15 protein-coding genes, 1 tRNA gene and 1 riboswitch are annotated in these 16,241 nt (G+C 68.8%); of the genes, 7 read left to right on the forward strand and 9 right to left on the reverse strand.

Going from position 1 to position 16,241, the window contains the following annotated elements:
- Nucleotides 1-39: 39 nt before the first annotated feature.
- Genes pstC through pstB form a run of 3 tightly spaced genes read left to right on the forward strand, consistent with a single transcriptional unit; the run spans nucleotide 40 to nucleotide 2,907 of the window.
- Complete coding sequence (pstC, locus tag N1028_RS02555) at nucleotides 40-996, forward strand: phosphate ABC transporter permease subunit PstC (RefSeq protein WP_259525198.1); 957 nt, start codon at nucleotides 40-42, stop codon at nucleotides 994-996.
- A gap of 3 nt (nucleotides 997-999) precedes the next feature.
- Complete coding sequence (pstA, locus tag N1028_RS02560) at nucleotides 1,000-2,100, forward strand: phosphate ABC transporter permease PstA (RefSeq protein ID WP_259525199.1); 1,101 nt, start codon at nucleotides 1,000-1,002, stop codon at nucleotides 2,098-2,100.
- A gap of 27 nt (nucleotides 2,101-2,127) precedes the next feature.
- Nucleotides 2,128-2,907, forward strand: a complete 780-nt coding sequence (gene pstB, locus N1028_RS02565; RefSeq protein ID WP_259525200.1) for a phosphate ABC transporter ATP-binding protein PstB — start codon at nucleotides 2,128-2,130, stop codon at nucleotides 2,905-2,907.
- A gap of 81 nt (nucleotides 2,908-2,988) precedes the next feature.
- On the opposite strand, the gene N1028_RS02570 is transcribed toward pstB, so the two are convergent.
- From N1028_RS02570 to N1028_RS02580, 3 genes are all read right to left on the reverse strand, one after another.
- Nucleotides 2,989-3,831, reverse strand: a complete 843-nt coding sequence (locus N1028_RS02570; protein WP_259525201.1) for an anti-sigma factor — start codon at nucleotides 3,829-3,831, stop codon at nucleotides 2,989-2,991.
- Nucleotides 3,828-4,424: a sigma-70 family RNA polymerase sigma factor gene (locus N1028_RS02575; RefSeq protein WP_259525202.1), complete on the reverse strand. Its 597-nt coding sequence runs from the start codon at nucleotides 4,422-4,424 to the stop codon at nucleotides 3,828-3,830. Before N1028_RS02575 ends, N1028_RS02570 begins: the two co-directional genes overlap by 4 nt.
- Nucleotides 4,425-4,632: 208 nt before the next feature.
- Nucleotides 4,633-5,262 (reverse strand): DNA-directed RNA polymerase subunit beta, encoded by a 630-nt coding sequence (locus tag N1028_RS02580; RefSeq protein ID WP_259525203.1) that lies wholly within the window; start codon nucleotides 5,260-5,262, stop codon nucleotides 4,633-4,635.
- Nucleotides 5,263-5,326: 64 nt separating this feature from the next.
- Between N1028_RS02580 and N1028_RS02585 the strand changes: the two genes are divergently transcribed.
- Nucleotides 5,327-5,399, forward strand: a tRNA-Lys gene (locus N1028_RS02585).
- Between the two features lie 83 nt (nucleotides 5,400-5,482).
- On the opposite strand, the gene N1028_RS02590 is transcribed toward N1028_RS02585, so the two are convergent.
- The 3 genes from N1028_RS02590 to N1028_RS02600 are packed head-to-tail and all read right to left on the reverse strand — an operon-like array spanning nucleotide 5,483 to nucleotide 7,812.
- Complete coding sequence (locus N1028_RS02590; protein ID WP_259525204.1) at nucleotides 5,483-6,454, reverse strand: DUF8686 domain-containing protein; 972 nt, start codon at nucleotides 6,452-6,454, stop codon at nucleotides 5,483-5,485.
- A 32-nt stretch (nucleotides 6,455-6,486) separates the two neighbouring features.
- Entirely contained in the window at nucleotides 6,487-6,798 is a 312-nt protein-coding gene (locus N1028_RS02595) for a DUF7882 family protein (RefSeq protein WP_445727699.1), read from the reverse strand.
- A 39-nt stretch (nucleotides 6,799-6,837) separates the two neighbouring features.
- Entirely contained in the window at nucleotides 6,838-7,812 is a 975-nt protein-coding gene (locus N1028_RS02600) for an aldose 1-epimerase family protein (RefSeq protein ID WP_259525207.1), read from the reverse strand.
- Nucleotides 7,813-7,909: 97 nt separating this feature from the next.
- On the opposite strand from N1028_RS02600, the gene N1028_RS02605 reads away from it, so the two are divergent.
- Entirely contained in the window at nucleotides 7,910-9,646 is a 1,737-nt protein-coding gene (locus N1028_RS02605; RefSeq protein ID WP_259525208.1) for an ABC transporter ATP-binding protein, read from the forward strand.
- Entirely contained in the window at nucleotides 9,643-11,616 is a 1,974-nt protein-coding gene (locus N1028_RS02610) for an ABC transporter ATP-binding protein (RefSeq protein WP_259525209.1), read from the forward strand. Before N1028_RS02605 ends, N1028_RS02610 begins: the two co-directional genes overlap by 4 nt.
- Here the strand turns inward: N1028_RS02610 and N1028_RS02615 are convergent.
- The 3 genes from N1028_RS02615 to N1028_RS02625 all read right to left on the reverse strand — a co-directional run bounded on the left by N1028_RS02615 (nucleotide 11,613) and on the right by N1028_RS02625 (nucleotide 15,159).
- The gene (locus tag N1028_RS02615; protein WP_259525210.1) at nucleotides 11,613-12,497 is read right to left on the reverse strand and encodes a bifunctional methylenetetrahydrofolate dehydrogenase/methenyltetrahydrofolate cyclohydrolase; all 885 of its coding nucleotides are present in this window, start codon (nucleotides 12,495-12,497) and stop codon (nucleotides 11,613-11,615) included. The genes N1028_RS02610 and N1028_RS02615 overlap by 4 nt on opposite strands.
- Nucleotides 12,491-13,786, reverse strand: a complete 1,296-nt coding sequence (gene glyA / locus N1028_RS02620; RefSeq protein ID WP_259525211.1) for a serine hydroxymethyltransferase — start codon at nucleotides 13,784-13,786, stop codon at nucleotides 12,491-12,493. The genes N1028_RS02615 and glyA overlap by 7 nt, the downstream gene beginning before the upstream one ends.
- A gap of 43 nt (nucleotides 13,787-13,829) precedes the next feature.
- Nucleotides 13,830-13,913, reverse strand: a riboswitch (ZMP/ZTP riboswitch).
- A gap of 7 nt (nucleotides 13,914-13,920) precedes the next feature.
- Complete coding sequence (locus N1028_RS02625) at nucleotides 13,921-15,159, reverse strand: MFS transporter (RefSeq protein ID WP_259525212.1); 1,239 nt, start codon at nucleotides 15,157-15,159, stop codon at nucleotides 13,921-13,923.
- 224 nt (nucleotides 15,160-15,383) lie between these two features.
- On the opposite strand from N1028_RS02625, the gene purU reads away from it, so the two are divergent.
- Nucleotides 15,384-16,241, forward strand: coding sequence for a formyltetrahydrofolate deformylase (purU, locus tag N1028_RS02630; protein WP_259525213.1), 858 nt, complete (start codon nucleotides 15,384-15,386; stop codon nucleotides 16,239-16,241).

Below are 16,241 nucleotides of genomic sequence, written 5' to 3' on the forward strand. Positions count from 1 at the left end.
ACCACCCGCTCCTAGCCCGATGACAGGAGACCAGGTCCTATGACCACCGCCCCCGCCAAGCCGGAAGCGCCGCGTCCGATCAGAGCGAAACAGCGACCAGGCGACGCCATCTTCTCGGCGAGCACGGTGGTGGCGGGTTCGCTCATCCTCGTGGTCCTGGCCGCCGTCGCCATCTTCCTGGTCGCCCAGAGCATCCCCGCCTTCACCGCGGGCTCCGACGACCTCAAAGGCGGAGCGCCGAACTTCTGGGCCTATGTCGGCCCGCTCGTCTTCGGAACCGTCTGGGCCGCGTTCCTCGCGCTCCTGATCGCCGTGCCGCTCGCGATCGGCATCGCCCTCTTCATCTCGCACTACGCGCCGCGCAAGCTCGCGCAGGGTCTCGGCTACATCATCGACCTCCTGGCCGCCGTGCCGAGCGTCGTGTTCGGCCTCTGGGGCATCACGGTCCTCGCACCGTTCGTGCAGCCGTTCTGGTCGACCCTCGTCGACCTCTTCGGCTGGTTCCCGCTCTTCGCCGGCCCCGTCTCGGGCACCGGCCGCACCATCCTCACCGTGGCCATCGTGCTCGCCGTCATGATCCTGCCGATCGTCACGGCCCTCTGCCGCGAGATCTTCCTGCAGACCCCGAAGCTCCACGAGGAGGCGGCTCTCGCGCTCGGCGCGACCCGCTGGGAGATGATCCGCACCGCGGTGCTGCCGTTCGGCCGCCCCGGCATCGTCTCAGCGTCGATGCTCGGCCTCGGCCGCGCGCTCGGCGAGACGATGGCGGTGGCCATGGTGCTCTCGCCCCAGGTGCTCATCTCCTTCGCCCTGCTTCAGTCGACGAACCCCACCACGATCGCCGCGAACATCGCGCTCAACTTCCCCGAGGCCCACGGCGTCGGGGTCAACGTGCTGATCGCGACCGGCCTGATCCTGTTCGTCATCACGTTCGCCGTGAACTTCATCGCTCGCGCCATCGTCAACCGCCGCAAGGCCTTCTCGGGAGCCAACTAGATCATGTCGACGATCACCACTCCCCCGCCGGCCACCAAGGCCCCGATCGCCAACACGCTCACCACGGGCATCCTGCCGAAGCCCGTGCCGTGGATCCTCCTCGGGGTCTGCTGGCTCATCGTGGGCGCCGTGTTCGGCATCCTCCTCGCCGCCGGTGTGAACGACAGCTTCAACATCATCGGTGCGATCTTCTTCGGCACCGTGCTGTGGGTCATCGTGAACTACATCGTCTCCCGCTCCTACGAGGGCGCGCGGCCCGCGATGAACCGCTTCGTCACCTCGCTCGTCTCGCTCGCGTTCCTCGTGGCCCTGCTGCCGCTGATCTCGCTGCTGTTCACCACCATCTCCAACGGCATCCCGCGCTTCGACCTGAGCTTCTTCTCCGGATCGATGCGGAACGTCGTGGGCGAGGGCGGCGGCGCCCTGCACGCGATCGTGGGAACGCTCGAGATCACGGGTATGGCCACGCTCATCTCGGTGCCCGTCGGCCTCCTGACCGCCATCTACCTCGTGGAGTACGGCCGCGGCCACCTGGCCCGCGGCATCACGTTCCTCGTCGACGTGATGACCGGCATCCCCTCGATCGTGGCGGGCCTGTTCGCCTTCGCGTTCTTCGCGCTCATCCTCAACCAGCCCGGCATCCGCTTCGGCTTCGGTGGCGCGGTTGCGCTCTCGGTGCTCATGATCCCGGTGGTCGTGCGCTCGAGCGAGGAGATGCTGAAGCTCGTGCCGAACGAGCTCCGTGAGGCCTCCTACGCGCTCGGTGTGCCGAAGTGGCTCACGATCGTCAAGGTCGTGCTCCCCACCTCGATCGCCGGCATCACGACCGGTGTCATGCTCGCCATCTCCCGCGTCATCGGCGAGACGGCCCCCCTGCTGATCATCGCGGGCTTCACGCAGAGCATGAACTACAACCTCTTCAACGAGCGCATGATGACACTGCCAGTGTTCGTCTACACGCAGTACGCCAACCAGGGCATCCCGGCCGAGGCGTACATCGACCGGGCCTGGGCCGGTGCGCTCACCCTCGTCGTGATCGTGATGCTGCTGAACCTCATCGCCCGCATCGTCGCCAAAGTCTTCTCCCCCAAACTCGGCCGCTGACGCGGAACTGAACCCGAAGGAACCCTCGTGTCAAAGAGCATCGAAGTCAACGACCTCAACGTCTACTACAGCAGCTTCCTCGCCGTCGAAGGCGTCTCGCTGCGGATCGAACCGCGCACCGTCACGGCCTTCATCGGCCCGTCGGGCTGCGGCAAGTCGACCTTCCTCCGCACCCTCAACCGCATGCACGAGGTCATCCCGGGCGCCCGCGTCGAGGGCGAGGTGCTGATCGACGGCAACAACCTCTACGGTCAGGGCGTCGACCCCGTGCTCGTGCGCCGCCAGGTGGGCATGGTGTTCCAGCGCCCCAACCCGTTCCCCACGATGTCGATCGGCGAGAACGTGCTGGCGGGCGTCAAGCTCAACAACAAGCGCATCTCCAAGTCGGATGCCGACGACCTGATCGAGAAGTCGCTGCGCGGCGCGAACCTCTGGAACGAGGTCAAGGACCGCCTGAACCTCCCGGGCTCCGGTCTCTCGGGCGGGCAGCAGCAGCGACTGTGCATCGCGCGGGCGATCGCAGTCTCGCCCGACGTGATCCTCATGGACGAGCCCTGCTCCGCGCTCGACCCGATCTCGACCCTCGCGATCGAGGACCTCATCGAGGAGCTGAAGTCGGAGTACACGGTCGTGATCGTGACCCACAACATGCAGCAGGCCTCGCGTGTCTCGGACCGCACCGCGTTCTTCAACATCGCGGGCACGGGCAAGCCCGGCAAGCTCATCGAGTACGACGACACCACCACGATCTTCTCGAACCCGTCGGTGCAGGACACCGAGGACTACGTCAGCGGCCGCTTCGGTTGATCCGCGGCCCCGCTCGCACAGCACAGAACCCCCTGCACCTTCTCGGGTGCAGGGGGTTCTGTGCTGTGCGCTGCAGGTGGATCAGGCCGACTCGACCACGATGACGGGGTCGGTGGTGGGGGTCTCGGATCCGCCGGCCGGTTCGACGGTCACACCCACGGTCGCACCGGCGGCCATCGTGCCCTCGAGCACGTGCCAAGCGGTGCCGGCACCGCTTGCGGTGAAGGTGCCTGCGGGGACGGCGCCCTCTGAGTCGATGTACCAGGCCTCGTAGACCTTGTCGTCGGGCAGCGGCTCGAGCCCGTCGGTGACCACGGCCGAACGGCCGAGCTCCTCCGACCAGACGAGCGTGGCGGTCGTTCCGCCGTCGAGCTCGACGGTGGTTCGCTGGGAGTCAGAGGCCGCCGTGATCTCGGCGAGTTCCGTGGCTGAGGCGTCGATCACCACGGGCGCATCGGGCGACAGCGCCCCGCCCACGAATCCGCCACCGATGAACAGTGCGGCCGCGGCAGCCACTCCGGCCACGAGGCCGATCGGACCGCTGAACCAGCGGCGTGATGCCTTGAGCTCGGCAGGTGTCGAGGATGCGGCAAGGGGGAGGGCCTCTGCGGACTGCGCCACCTGGGGCTGCGGATCAACCGGCGCGGACTCGGCAGGGCGCGACTCGGAACGCGTCGGCATCTCCTGCGGTGTCGAGGCGATCTTCGCCATCAGGTCGATCTTGAGCCGCTCCGACGGCGCGACAGGATCGGCCGAGAGGGCAAGCAGGAGCGCGGTCTCGCGCAGCTCGTCGGCCTCGGCCTGCAGGTTCTCGCTGCGACCGGCAGCCCGCTCGAAGGCCTCCCGCTCGCCGGTGTCGACCGCGTCGAGGGCGTAAGCGCCAGTGAGTTCGCGTGGGTCGTTGTCGTCTCGTCGATCGCTCATGATGCCACCCCCATCTCGTCTCTCAGTCTGATCATTCCATCGCGCAATCGCGTCTTCACTGTGCCGACCGGTATCCCCAGCAGGCCCGCGACTTCGGTGTGGCTGTAGCCGCCGTAGTAGGCGAGTGAGATCGCCTGGCGTTGGAGCTCGGTGAGCTGGGCCATGGCCCGTTTCACCCGTTCGTGCTCGATCCGGATCTCGACGGATTCGCTCACGTGGTCGAAGGCGGGCTCGATGTCGCGGAGCCCGATCCGCTCGTCGCGATCGTGTCCGGACTGCGAGGAGCGCACTCGGTCGACGGCGCGGCGGTGGGTCATCGTCAGGATCCACGACATCGCACTGCCGCGGGCCGACTCGAACTTCGTGGCGGTGCGCCAGATCTCGAGGAAGATCTCCTGCGTGACCTCTTCTGACTGCGCGTGGTCGACGAGCACGCGCTTCACGAGGCCCAGAACCCTGGGCGCGGTGCGGTCGTAGAGCTCGGAGAACGACGCTTGGTCACCCGTCGCAACGGCGTGCAGCAGTTCCTCGAGCGGCGTCTCGGGTTCTGGCACGTCAATCGGTCCTCGGTCGGCGGTCACGAGCTCCAGCATGACAGGACTCGCTCTCTCTGGGTGATCCGACGACGCTCGATGCGCACATCTGATGTTCGGAGAGCCCGACGGAACGGATTGGCCCAGCTCGAGGATTCTCGAGAGGAGAGAGACCGGGCCGCAGAAACGCCTCTCGGCGGAAGGCCGCTCGAAGCGGCGAATTTTGGAGCCCGGGGTTACTGCGGCCCGGCGGTTTCAATTGTACCGATCAGTCGAGGGTGTCGTGCCGCCAGAGCGTCGCCGACTGCGTGAGATCGGCTCCGATGCTCTCGAAACGGAGGGCTCGGGTGGTCAGTGTCGAGGCGGTTTCAGGGGCTCCGATCTCCGCCTCGTCGGCGATCGCGGCGCATCCCTGCGCCATGATCCGGCAGAAGGCGGCGGCACGATCGAGGGCCACCGCAAAATCCCCTGTGAACAGTCCGCGCAGGATGCGATCGGCCAGATCGGTGATCTCCTTCGGGCCGGTCGGCGACTCCGCGCCGGCCACCACGGGGTCGATTCCACGGAGCACGGTGCTGCCGCGCTCGTAGAAGTAGCTCGTCTGCTCGGGGTCCTGACGGATGAGCACCCGGAGGAGGTAGATGCGCCAGAGGCTCCCCGGCAGGCTGTGGGCGCTCGCGCGCGACCACAACTCGGCCACGGTGTCGATGCCGTGGTCGTCGGTGAAGGCGAGCAGCCTCTCGACGATCTCGGGCTGCGGGTCGTCGCGCACGCGGCTGAGCAGGGCGCCCGCGGTCTCGTGCGCCACCCGGTTGATCTGGGCGGGGTCTTCGCCGCCCTTGAACGCGTCGAGCGCGCCGCTGTCGAACAGCGCGGGCTTGTGGAAGTCGTCGGCCATGGCGTCCATCCTGCCCCTTTCCGCCGGACGCCGGACCCAGCATCAGGCGCTAGGCTGGAAACGAGGGCCTGTAGCTCAGTTGGCAGAGCATCGGACTTTTAATCCGCGGGTCGAGGGTTCGAGCCCCTCCGGGCCCACCTGGCTCCGGCAGCTGCTGCCGCGGGCGTCTTCTGCGTCGAGCACCACTTGGCGCAGGAGCATCCCGCCGGTGGGTGCGAATCTAGTCGCCTCCACCGCCGTCGGCATCGGCTTCTTCGAGCTGCGGGGTGGGGGTGCCCCAGCGGTTCCAGGCGAGCACATAGACCACGAGGCCCGTGATGAGGCCCACGACGACCCAGAGCACGATGAGGTAGTCGATCCAGGAGCCGATCGGCGGCGACCCCGGGAGGAAGGTGCGAAGCGGCACCGTGGCGAAGAGCATCGCCCCCATCCAGCTCGTGAGCGTGGCCTCGACCTTCCGCCGGCCGGTGAAGGCCCGGATCGCGACGAACAGCACGAGCGCCGGCATCACGACGAGGAGGCCGAGCAGCACGACGCCGAAGGCGATGGTGCTGAGCGAGCGGTTGGCCTGGATGGAGATCGAGGGCACGGGGTCGTCGCGACCGTCGGCGGTGTCGACCGTCCCGACCGGGTTGTCGTAGTCCTCGGCGACGGTGAAGTCCCAGCCCGTGAGGAAGCCCTCCCATTTCACCTCGGTGGGGATGACCTGCTTCTCGCCGTTCTCGTCGGTGATGTAGGCGAGGACGCCTACCGCCGCGGTGTAGCGGTCGAGCGGCCAGTTCTCGATGGCCCCGCTCGACGCGACGATCGTGAGCGACTTCGTGAGCTCGAGCAGGGAGCCCTCCTCCACCACGAACGACTGCTCGCCGTCGACGGGCGTGATGATGAAGCCGATCTCCCGCGTGATGCCGACGCCGTCCGCGTCTCGGAACTCGGCCGCCGGCGAGATGCGCGCATCCACCTCGATGCGCTGGGTCAGCCCGATCACCGCCATCGGCGAGAAGGTGATCGTGGTCACCTCGGGGTCGGGGACGCCGAGGAACCGGCTCTGCACATCCGACCCGCGCCCGCCCGCCGCGTAGAGCAGCACGACGGCCACGTACGCGAGCACGGCGAAGACGACCATCCCGGCGACGACACCGCGCCGCAGGTTCCGCCGCCCGGTGCTCACCCGCTCCCCCGTCGTTCCCACGAGTCGAGCATAGCCAGCAGGCGGGGGGCCGATCAGCCCTCGGGCTCCCCGGGGGGCTCAGGCATGATCCGCAGGTCGCCACGGTGAGCCGCCGTCATCATCTGATCGATCCAGGCCCGGTTGATCGCGGGCGGCCGGCTCCCGTAGAAACGGAACCGCAGCGGGATCGACGGGTGCACCCAGAGGGTCTCACGCCCGCTGCCCTGATTGGCGTCGACGATCCAGGAGAGGGAGAACGACTCGTGATTGCGCATCTTCGTCACGATCACGATCCGCAGGTGCGCGAGCAGGCGATCGTCCATCTCGATCTCGGACCCGCTCGGTCCGTAGATCAATAAGCCCAACCGACGCTCCCTGACAGTCCTCCAGAGCCGTATGAACTCTCAGGATCCGAGCTTAATCGAGGGCAAATGCGCGCCAAAATCTGAAGATGGGGCTTGACAACGGCGAATCCCCCACCGGAGGGTCCAGGTCTCATCCGGCTGGAGCCAGCGTATGCCTTCACCGGAATTCAGCGCGTCCGCGGGCGCGGTCATGGGCTCGAGAGCCACCGCGAGCCGAGGCCCGTCGACAGACGCGAATGCGGGCGGCGTGAACACCTGGAGGTAGCGGAAGTTCTCGTCGGCCCAGAGTTCCACCCGCCTCCCGTCGGGTGCGTCGAGGGTCTGCCTGCTGCGGCCGTCGGTGACCCGCACCCCGCCGAAGCCGTGATCGATCGCGATGTCGCCCAGCCGTCGCCCCTGGGTGAGGTCGAAGTCGGTCCCGGCGACCTTCTCCTCCGACACGGGGATCTGCCGCTCGTCGGTGAGGAACCGGGTCTCCACGTCGACCGTGAGCACGAGGTCGGCGGTCGGCACGTCCCCGATCCGCAGATACGGATGCGCGCCCACGGCCACGGGGGCCGAGCGCGCCGAGTCGTTCCGCACGGTGTGCGTGACCTGCAGGCCGTCCGGCACGAGCTCGTGCTGCACGGTGGTCTCGAGCAGGAACGGGTAGCCGTGCTGCGGGAACACCGTGGCCGCCTGGAGCACCCGGTGCGCCTCGTGCTCGAGCAGACGGTAACCCGTGTTCCGCAGCAGGCCGTGGGTCGCGTTGCCCTTGGCCGGCTCGGTGAGGTCGAGCTGCTGAGGCTCGCCGTCGAGCATCCATCGCCCGTCGGCCACCCGGTTGGGCCAGGGCACGAGCACGATGCCCGCGGCCCCCGGGGGCGACGAGGTCTCGGCGAAGGTCTCGACGAGTGCGGCGCCGTCGACCTCGAGGGCCCGGATGCCGGCCGCCACCTCGGTGATGACGGCGGTCACGACGGAGCCCTCCGACTCGAGCCGGAGCGGATACTGATGGCCGGTGGGCGCTCGCATGCCGCCCAGCCTAGCGACGGCGGTCGCAGGGCTCTCCCGGATGTCATCCGTCGCGCTTAGACTGCACTCCTCGACTCGCAGAAAGCAGCACGGCCGCATGACACTCCTGAGACTTCTCGGGCGCTTCCTCCGCCCGCACGGGCGCCCGATCGCGCTCATCGTGCTGTTCCAGCTCATCCAGTCGGTGGCCTCGCTCTACCTCCCCACGCTGAACGCCGACATCATCGATCAGGGCGTGGCGAGGGGCGACACCGCTTACGTGCTCTCGACCGGCCTCGTGATGCTCGGCATCACCGTCCTGCAGGTCGCCGCGTCGATCACCGCCGTCTACTTCGGGGCGAAGGTCGCCATGGCACTCGGGCGCGACCTCCGCGGCGCCATCTTCCACCGCGTGAGCGGCTTCAGCGAGCGCGAGGTCTCGGGCTTCGGCGCCCCCTCCCTCATCACGCGCTCCACGAACGACGTGCAGCAGGTGCAGATGCTCGCGCTCATGACGTTCACGCTGCTGGTCTCCGCGCCCATCCTCGCCGTGGGCGGCGTCATCCTGGCCCTGCAGCAAGATCTGGAGCTCTCCTGGATCATCGCGGTGAGCGTGCCCGTGCTCCTCATCGCGCTGAGCCTCATCATCGTGCGGATGGTGCCGCAGTTCCGCCGCATGCAGACCCGTATCGACACCGTCAACCGGGTGCTGCGGGAGCAGCTCACGGGCATCCGCGTGGTGCGCGCCTTCGTGCGAGAGGGCGTCGAGACCGAGCGCTTCGCCGAGGCCAACGCCGCCGTCACCGATTCGGCGCTGCGGGCGGGCCGGCTGATGGCTCTCATGTTCCCGACGGTCATGCTCATCCTCAACGTGTCGAGCGTGGCCGTGATCTGGTTCGGTGCCTTCCGGATCGACTCGGGCTCGATGCAGGTGGGCACACTCATCGCGTTCCTCAGCTACCTCGTGCAGATCCTGATGGCGGTGATGATGGCGACGTTCATGGCCATGATGATCCCGCGCGCCTCGGTCTGCGCCGATCGCATCACCGAGGTGCTCGAGACCGAGACCTCCGTGACGCCGCCCGCTCACCCCGTGCACGAGCTCCCGCTGCACGGCGTCGTCGAGCTCCGCGGCGCCTCGTTCTCGTACCCCGGCGCCGAGCAGCCCGTGCTGCGCGACCTCGACATCACCGTGCAGAGCGGCCAGACCCTCGCGATCATCGGATCGACGGGCGCGGGCAAGACCACGTTCGTCAATCTGCTCCCGCGCCTGTTCGACGCCACGGCAGGCTCGGTGCTCGTCGACGGTGTCGACGTGCGCGAGCTCGACCCCGATCTGCTCTGGAGCCGCATCGGCCTCGTGCCGCAGAGGCCCTACCTCTTCTCGGGCACCGTGGCCTCCAACCTCCGCTACGGCAAGCCCGACGCCACCGATGCCGAGCTCTGGCACGCGCTCGAGGTCGCTCAGGCCGCCGACTTCGTGCGCTCGATGGACGGCGGGCTCGACGCCGAGATCGCGCAGGGCGGCACCACCGTCTCGGGCGGCCAGCGGCAGCGGCTCGCCATCGCGCGCGCACTCGTGAAGCGGCCCGAGATCTACGTGTTCGACGACTCGTTCTCGGCACTCGACCTCACGACGGATGCGCGGCTCCGACGGGCCCTCCGTGCCGATGTGAAGGGAGCGACGATGATCATCGTCGCCCAGCGGGTGTCGACCATCGTCGACGCCGACGTCATCGTGGTGCTGGAGGACGGCGCGATCGTGGGCCGTGGCACGCACGAGGAACTGCTCGCGACGAGCGAGACCTACGCCGAGATCGTGGCCTCCCAGCTGAGCGCGGAGGAAGCGGCATGAGCGGGCCTGGAGCGACGCGCGGCCCCGTGCGCCGCGGCGGCCCGGGCGGCGGCCCGTTCGGCGGAGCCCAGCTGCCGGCCGAGAAGTCGATGACCTTCGGTCCGTCGGCCCTCCGGCTGCTGCGGCGCCTCGCACCGCACCGCGGACCCGTGCTCGCGGTGGTGCTGCTCGGCGCCATCAGCGTGGTGTTCACGGTCGTCGGCCCGTGGCTGCTCGGCCAGGGCACGAATCTCATCTTCGCGGGTGCGATCGGCCAGACCCTCCCCGCCGGCTCCACCAAGGAGGAGGTGGTCGAGGGCCTCAGGGTGAGCGGGCAGAGCGCCCAGGCCGACCTCATCAGCGGCATCGATCTCGTTCCCGGTCAGCACATCGACTTCAACGCCCTCGCCGTCGTGCTCGGCACGGTGCTCGTGCTCTACGTGCTCGCCTCGGTGTTCTCCTGGGTGCAGGGGCGGCTCCTCAACACGGTCGTGCAGCGCACGACGTTCACTCTGCGTGAGGAGGTCGAGGCCAAGATCAACCGCCTCCCCCTGTCGTACTTCGACAAGATGCCACGGGGCGAGCTGCTCAGCCGGGTCACGAACGACATGGACAACGTGGCGCAGAGCCTGCAGCAGACGCTCAGCCAGCTGCTCACCTCGCTCCTGACCGTCGTCGGCATCCTGGTCATGATGTTCATCACGTCGCCGCTGCTCGCGGTGATCTCGCTCGTGACGATCCCGCTCACGGTCGTCATCACCGCCCTCATCGCCAAGCGCTCGCAGAAGCTCTTCGTCACCCAGTGGAAGGCCACGGGCGAGCTCAACGCGCAGGTCGAGGAGAACTTCACCGGGCACGCCCTCGTGAAGGTCTTCGGCCGGCAGCGCGAGACCGAGGCCGCCTTCAGCGCCAAGAACGACGAGCTCTACCGCGCGAGCTTCGGTGCCCAGTTCGTCTCGGGCATCATCATGCCCGCCATGATGTTCGTGGGAAACCTCGTCTATGTCGTCATCGCCGTGGTGGGCGGGCTGCAGGTGGCCTCGGGGGCGCTCAGCATCGGTGCCGTGCAGGCATTCATCCAGTACTCCCGCCAGTTCACCCAGCCGCTCACCCAGCTCGGTTCGATGGTCAATCTCCTCCAGTCGGGGGTGGCCTCCGCCGAGCGCGTGTTCGAGCTGCTCGACGCCGAGGAGCAGACACCGGATGCGGCGCCCGCCGAGACGCCGCCGGCCGACGGCCCCGGCCGGCTCCGCTTCGAGGGCGTCTCGTTCCGCTACGTCGCCGACAGGCCCCTCATCGACGACCTCTCGCTCACGGCGGAGCCCGGTCAGACCGTGGCGATCGTGGGGCCCACGGGCGCAGGCAAGTCGACCCTCGTGAACCTCATCATGCGGTTCTACGAGCTCGATGCCGGCCGCATCACCCTCGACGGGGTCGACATCGCCAGGATGACACGCCACGACCTGCGCTCCCGCACCGGGATGGTGCTGCAGGACACGTGGCTCTTCGGCGGCACGATCCGCGACAACATCGCCTACGGCCGCCCCGACGCGACCGAGGAGGAGATCCTCGCCGCCGCGAGGGCGACCTACGTCGACCGCTTCGTGCACTCCCTGCCGGACGGCTACGACACGGTGCTCGACGACGAGGCCTCGAACGTCTCGGCCGGCGAGAAGCAGCTGCTCACCATCGCCCGAGCGTTCCTCGCCGAGCCGAGCGTGCTCATCCTCGACGAGGCCACGTCGTCCGTCGACACCCGCACCGAGCAGCTCGTGCAGAAGGCCATGTCGGCGCTCAGAGCCGACCGCACGAGCTTCGTCATCGCGCACCGTCTGTCCACGATCCGCGACGCCGACCTCATTCTCGTGATGGAGTCGGGCTCGATCGTCGAGCAGGGCAGCCACGCCGAACTGCTGGCGGCCGGCGGCGCCTACGCGGCGCTCTACGCCGCGCAGTTCGCCGACGCCGCGCCGGAGCCAGAGGCCCGCTAGAGCCCGGCCCGGCGCTCCGCCTCGGCCACGACATTCTCGACGAGCATCGCCCGGGTCATCGGGCCCACTCCCCCGGGAACGGGTGAGAGGAAGCCCGCGACCTCGGCCACGCCGGAGTCGACGTCTCCGATCAGCCGGGCCTTTCCGGTGGTGTCGTCGACCACGCGGGTGATGCCCACGTCGAGCACGGCGGCTCCGGGCTTGACCCAGTGGGCCTTGATGAGGCCGGGCACGCCCACGGCGGCGATCACGACGTCGGCCCGGCGCACCTCCTTCTCCAGGTTCGGCGTGCGCGAGTGCGTGAGGGTGACCGTGGCGTCGATGCCCTTGCGGGTGAGCAGGAGCCCGAGCGGGCGGCCCACCGTGAGGCCGCGGCCGACCACCACGACGTGCTTGCCCGGCAGGGTCACACCGTACCTGCCGAGCATCTCGACGATGCCGGCAGGGGTGCAGGGCAGCGGTGAGTGCAGCTCGCCCGAGACGCCGAGCACGAGCCGGCCGAGGTTCGTGGGGTGCAGGCCGTCGCTGTCCTTCGCCGGGTCCATCAGCTCGAGCATGGCGTTCTCGTCGATGCCGGCGGGCAGCGGGAGCTGCACGATGTATCCGGTCACCGCGTCGTTCGCGTTGAGCTCGGCGATCGCGTCGCGCACATCCTGCTCCGTGGCCGAGGCCGGGAGGTCGACGCGCACCGATTCGATGCCCACCTCGGCGCAGTCGCGGTGCTTGCCCGCCACGTACGAGATCGATCCCGGATCCTCGCCCACGAGCAGCGTGCCGAGACCGGGCACGATGCCCTCGGCCTTCAGCGCAGACACGCGCTCGGCGATCTCGCTCTTCAGCGCCGCAGCGGTGGCGTTGCCGTCGAGCTTCGTGGCTACCACTGCTCGAGGCCCGGGTAGAGCGGGAACCCGTCGGTGAGCGTGAGCACGCGGGCACGCAGCGCCTCCACGTCGGGCGAGGGCGTGAGCGCGCTGCCGATGATGTCGGCGACCTCGACGAACTCGGTGTCGCCGAAGCCACGCGTGGCGAGGGCCGGCGTGCCGATCCGGAGACCGGAGGTGACCATCGGCGGGCGCGGGTCGAACGGCACAGAGTTCCGGTTCACCGTGATGCCGACCTCGTGCAGGATGTCCTCGGCCTGCTGGCCGTCGAGGGCGGAGTTGCGGAGGTCGGCGAGCACGAGATGCACGTCGGTGCCGCCCGTGAGCACGTCGACGCCGGCGGCGCGCGCGTCGTCGGCGGTGAGGCGCTCGGCGAGGATGCGGGCTCCGGAGAGCGTCCGCAGCTGGCGGTCCTTGAACTCGGGCTCGGCGGCGAGCTTGAACGCGGTGGCCTTGGCGGCGATCACGTGCATGAGCGGTCCGCCCTGCTGGCCGGGGAACACGTTCGAGTTGAGCTTCTTCGCGAGCTCGGTGTCGCGGCTCACGATGAAGCCCGAGCGGGGGCCGCCGATGGTCTTGTGCACGGTGGAGGAGACCACGTCGGCGAACGGCACGGGCGAGGGGTGGAGCCCGGCGGCCACGAGACCGGCGAAGTGCGCCATGTCGACCCAGAGCTTGGCGCCCACCTCGTCGGCGATGGCGCGGAAGGCGGCGAAGTCGAGCTGGCGGGGGTAGGCCGACCAGCCGGCGATGATCACCTGCGGCTTGTGCTCGAGGGCCTTGTCGCGCACCACGTCCATGTCGACCAGGAAGGTCTCGGGGTCGACGCCGTAGGAGACGGCGTTGTAGAGCTTGCCCGAGAAGTTGAGCTTCATGCCGTGCGTGAGGTGGCCGCCGTGCGCGAGCTCGAGGCCGAGGATGGTGTCACCGGGGGTGGCGATCGCGCTCAGCACGGCCGCGTTCGCGGTGGCGCCGGAGTGGGGCTGCACGTTGGCGTACTCGGCGCCGAAGAGGGCCTTGGCGCGGTCGATGGCGAGCTGCTCGGCCACGTCGACGAACTCGCAGCCGCCGTAGTAGCGGCGGCCCGGGTAGCCCTCGGCGTACTTGTTCGTGAGCACCGAGCCCTGCGACTCGAGCACGGCGCGAGGCACGAAGTTCTCGGAGGCGATCATCTCGAGGGTGCCGCGCTGGCGGCCGAGCTCGAGCTTGAGCACCTCGGCGATCTCGGGATCGACTTCGCTCAGCGGAGCATTGAAGTTGGAGGGTGGCGCAGTGAAGGTGTCGGACATGACGGGCTCCTTTTCGGCGTGACGGACTACGTGTGTCGGGATCCGTATCGACCCAGGCGCGCGGCCGAATCCCTTGTCCGTCGCTTCCCGATGGTGAGCCATCTGAACGCCAGTTGCGACGCGGCCAGCCTACCTCAGGAGCGCTGCGCGCGGCGAGTGAGTGCGGGGGTCGCGAGCAGCAGCCCGATTCCCACGGCGAGCCCGACCAGGTAGATCCACGGCAGGGAGGCGAGGCCGAACGAGTCGAGGAAGATCCCACCCACGAGCGCTCCCAGCCCGATGCCGGCGTTGAACGCGGTCGAGTAGAAGGCGCTGGCGGAGTCGCGGATCGCGGGCGACGCCTCGTGCATGAGGCGCGTGGGCAGCAGGGTCGGGATGATCCCGAACGCGACACCCCAGACGAAGAACGCTCCGATCGCCACGACCGGGTTCGCCGCGAAGAGCGCGATCAGGAGAACCGAGGCGCCGGTTGCTCCGAGCGCGATCAGGAGGCCCGTGGTCGGGCGCCGACCGAAGACGGCTCCGGCCGCGAGCACACCGAGGGCTCCGGCCGCGCCGTAGACGAGCAGGAGCAGTCCGATCTGGCCCTCCGGAATCCCCATCTCGCTGATCATGAACGGCGCGATGTAGGTGTAGAAGGAGTAGTTGCCGATCATCACGACGGCGACGAGGATGCAGATGAGCGCGACCACGGGGATCGTGGGGTCGAGCGGGCCGCGACGGCGTTCGGCCCGGAGCGCCTTGGTGTCGGTGGAGACCTCGAGGTGCTTGCGGTGGTCGACGCGCGGCAGCAGCAGCCAGATGAAGACGGCGCCGAGCACCGCGAGCGCACCGATGCCGAGGAAGGGCACCCGCCAGCCGAAGGCGTGGCCGACCGTCGTGGCGAGCGGCACCCCGAGCACGAAGGCGAGCGTGCCGCCTCCCGTGGTGATGGCGACGGCGCGGCCGATCTGCTCCTTGGGCACGAGGTGGGCCGAGTAGGCGCCCACGACGCCCCAGAACACGCCGTGTGCCATGCCGCCGACCACACGGGCCACGACGAGAACCTCGAAGCTCGGGGCGAGGCCGCCGACGATGCTCGAGGCGGCGATGGCCAGGAGCACCATCATGAGCAGCAGATGCCGGGGCACCCGCCGGAACAGGAATGTCAGCGGAACGCTCGTGAGCACGACAGCGAACGCGAAGAAGCTGATGAGCAGACCCACCTGGGACTCGGAGACGCCGAGGCCTGCGCTCATCTCGGGCAGGAGGCCCGTGGGGATCATCTCGGCGGTGACCGAGAGGAAGACGGAGACGGCGAGCACGAGCAGGCCGCCCCAGGGGAAGGGTTTCACAGCGGGGACGGAGCCCGTCTTGGGCAGAAATGTGGTCACGGAGGGCGCACCATTCGAAGACAACTCGACATTCGGCGGACAGAGGAGGCTCGAGTGCCGTTCCTGACGACCTGAAGCACCGAACCGCCTTCTCGGCGGGGACCCCCGTCGGCCTGCGACGTGATCTGCTCGGCGACGACTTCGTACATGCCCGTGGCCGGACGATGACCGTGCGACCACTGACTATTCTAGCTGAGAGCCGCCCGCTGGCAAGAGGAGACCCCATGACGCTGCCGCACAACCATCTGGTGCTGACCTTCGTCTGCGCCGACCTGCCCGGGATCGTGCACGCGGTGAGCGGCGCCGTGGTGCAGTCCGGTGGCAACATCACCGAGAGCCAGCAGTTCTCCTCGGCCGACACCGGCCGGTTCTTCATGCGGCTCCAGGTGGAGGCGCAGGCCGGCCGCGACGTCTTCGAGGCGGCGCTCGCGCCCGTGGTCGAGCGCTACGGCATGGAGTGGCGGCTCGACGAGGTGGGGCGGCCGCTGCGCACCCTCGTGCTCGTCTCGACCGCCGCGCACTGCCTCAACGACCTGCTGTTCCGCCAGAGAGCCGGTCAGCTGCCGGTCGAGATCCCGCTCGTGCTCTCCAACCACGGGGTGCTGCGCGATCTCGCGGGTTTCTACGACGTGCCGTTCGAGTCGCTGCCGGTCACGGATGCCGCGTCGAAGGCCGCGTTCGAGGAGCGCGTCGTCCGCGCCGTCGACGAGCACGACATCGAGCTCGTCGTGCTCGCCCGCTACATGCAGATCATCTCGCCGGAGCTCTGCGACCGCCTCGCGGGCCGTCTGATCAACATCCACCACTCGTTCCTGCCCGGCTTCAAGGGCGCGAACCCCTACAAGCAGGCGCACGCCCGCGGTGTGAAGCTCATCGGCGCCACGGCCCACTTCGTCACGAGCGACCTCGACGAGGGTCCGATCATCGAGCAGAACGTCGTGCGCGTCGACCACACGCGCACACCCGCCGAGCTGGTCTCGATCGGTCAGGACGAGGAGAGCCGCACCCTCACCCAAGCGGTGAAGTGGTTCGCCGAGGACCGCGTGCTCCAGGACGGCGCCCGAACGATCATCTTCCGCTGA

The organism is Herbiconiux oxytropis (assembly GCF_024979315.1).
Taxonomy (GTDB): domain Bacteria; phylum Actinomycetota; class Actinomycetes; order Actinomycetales; family Microbacteriaceae; genus Herbiconiux; species Herbiconiux oxytropis.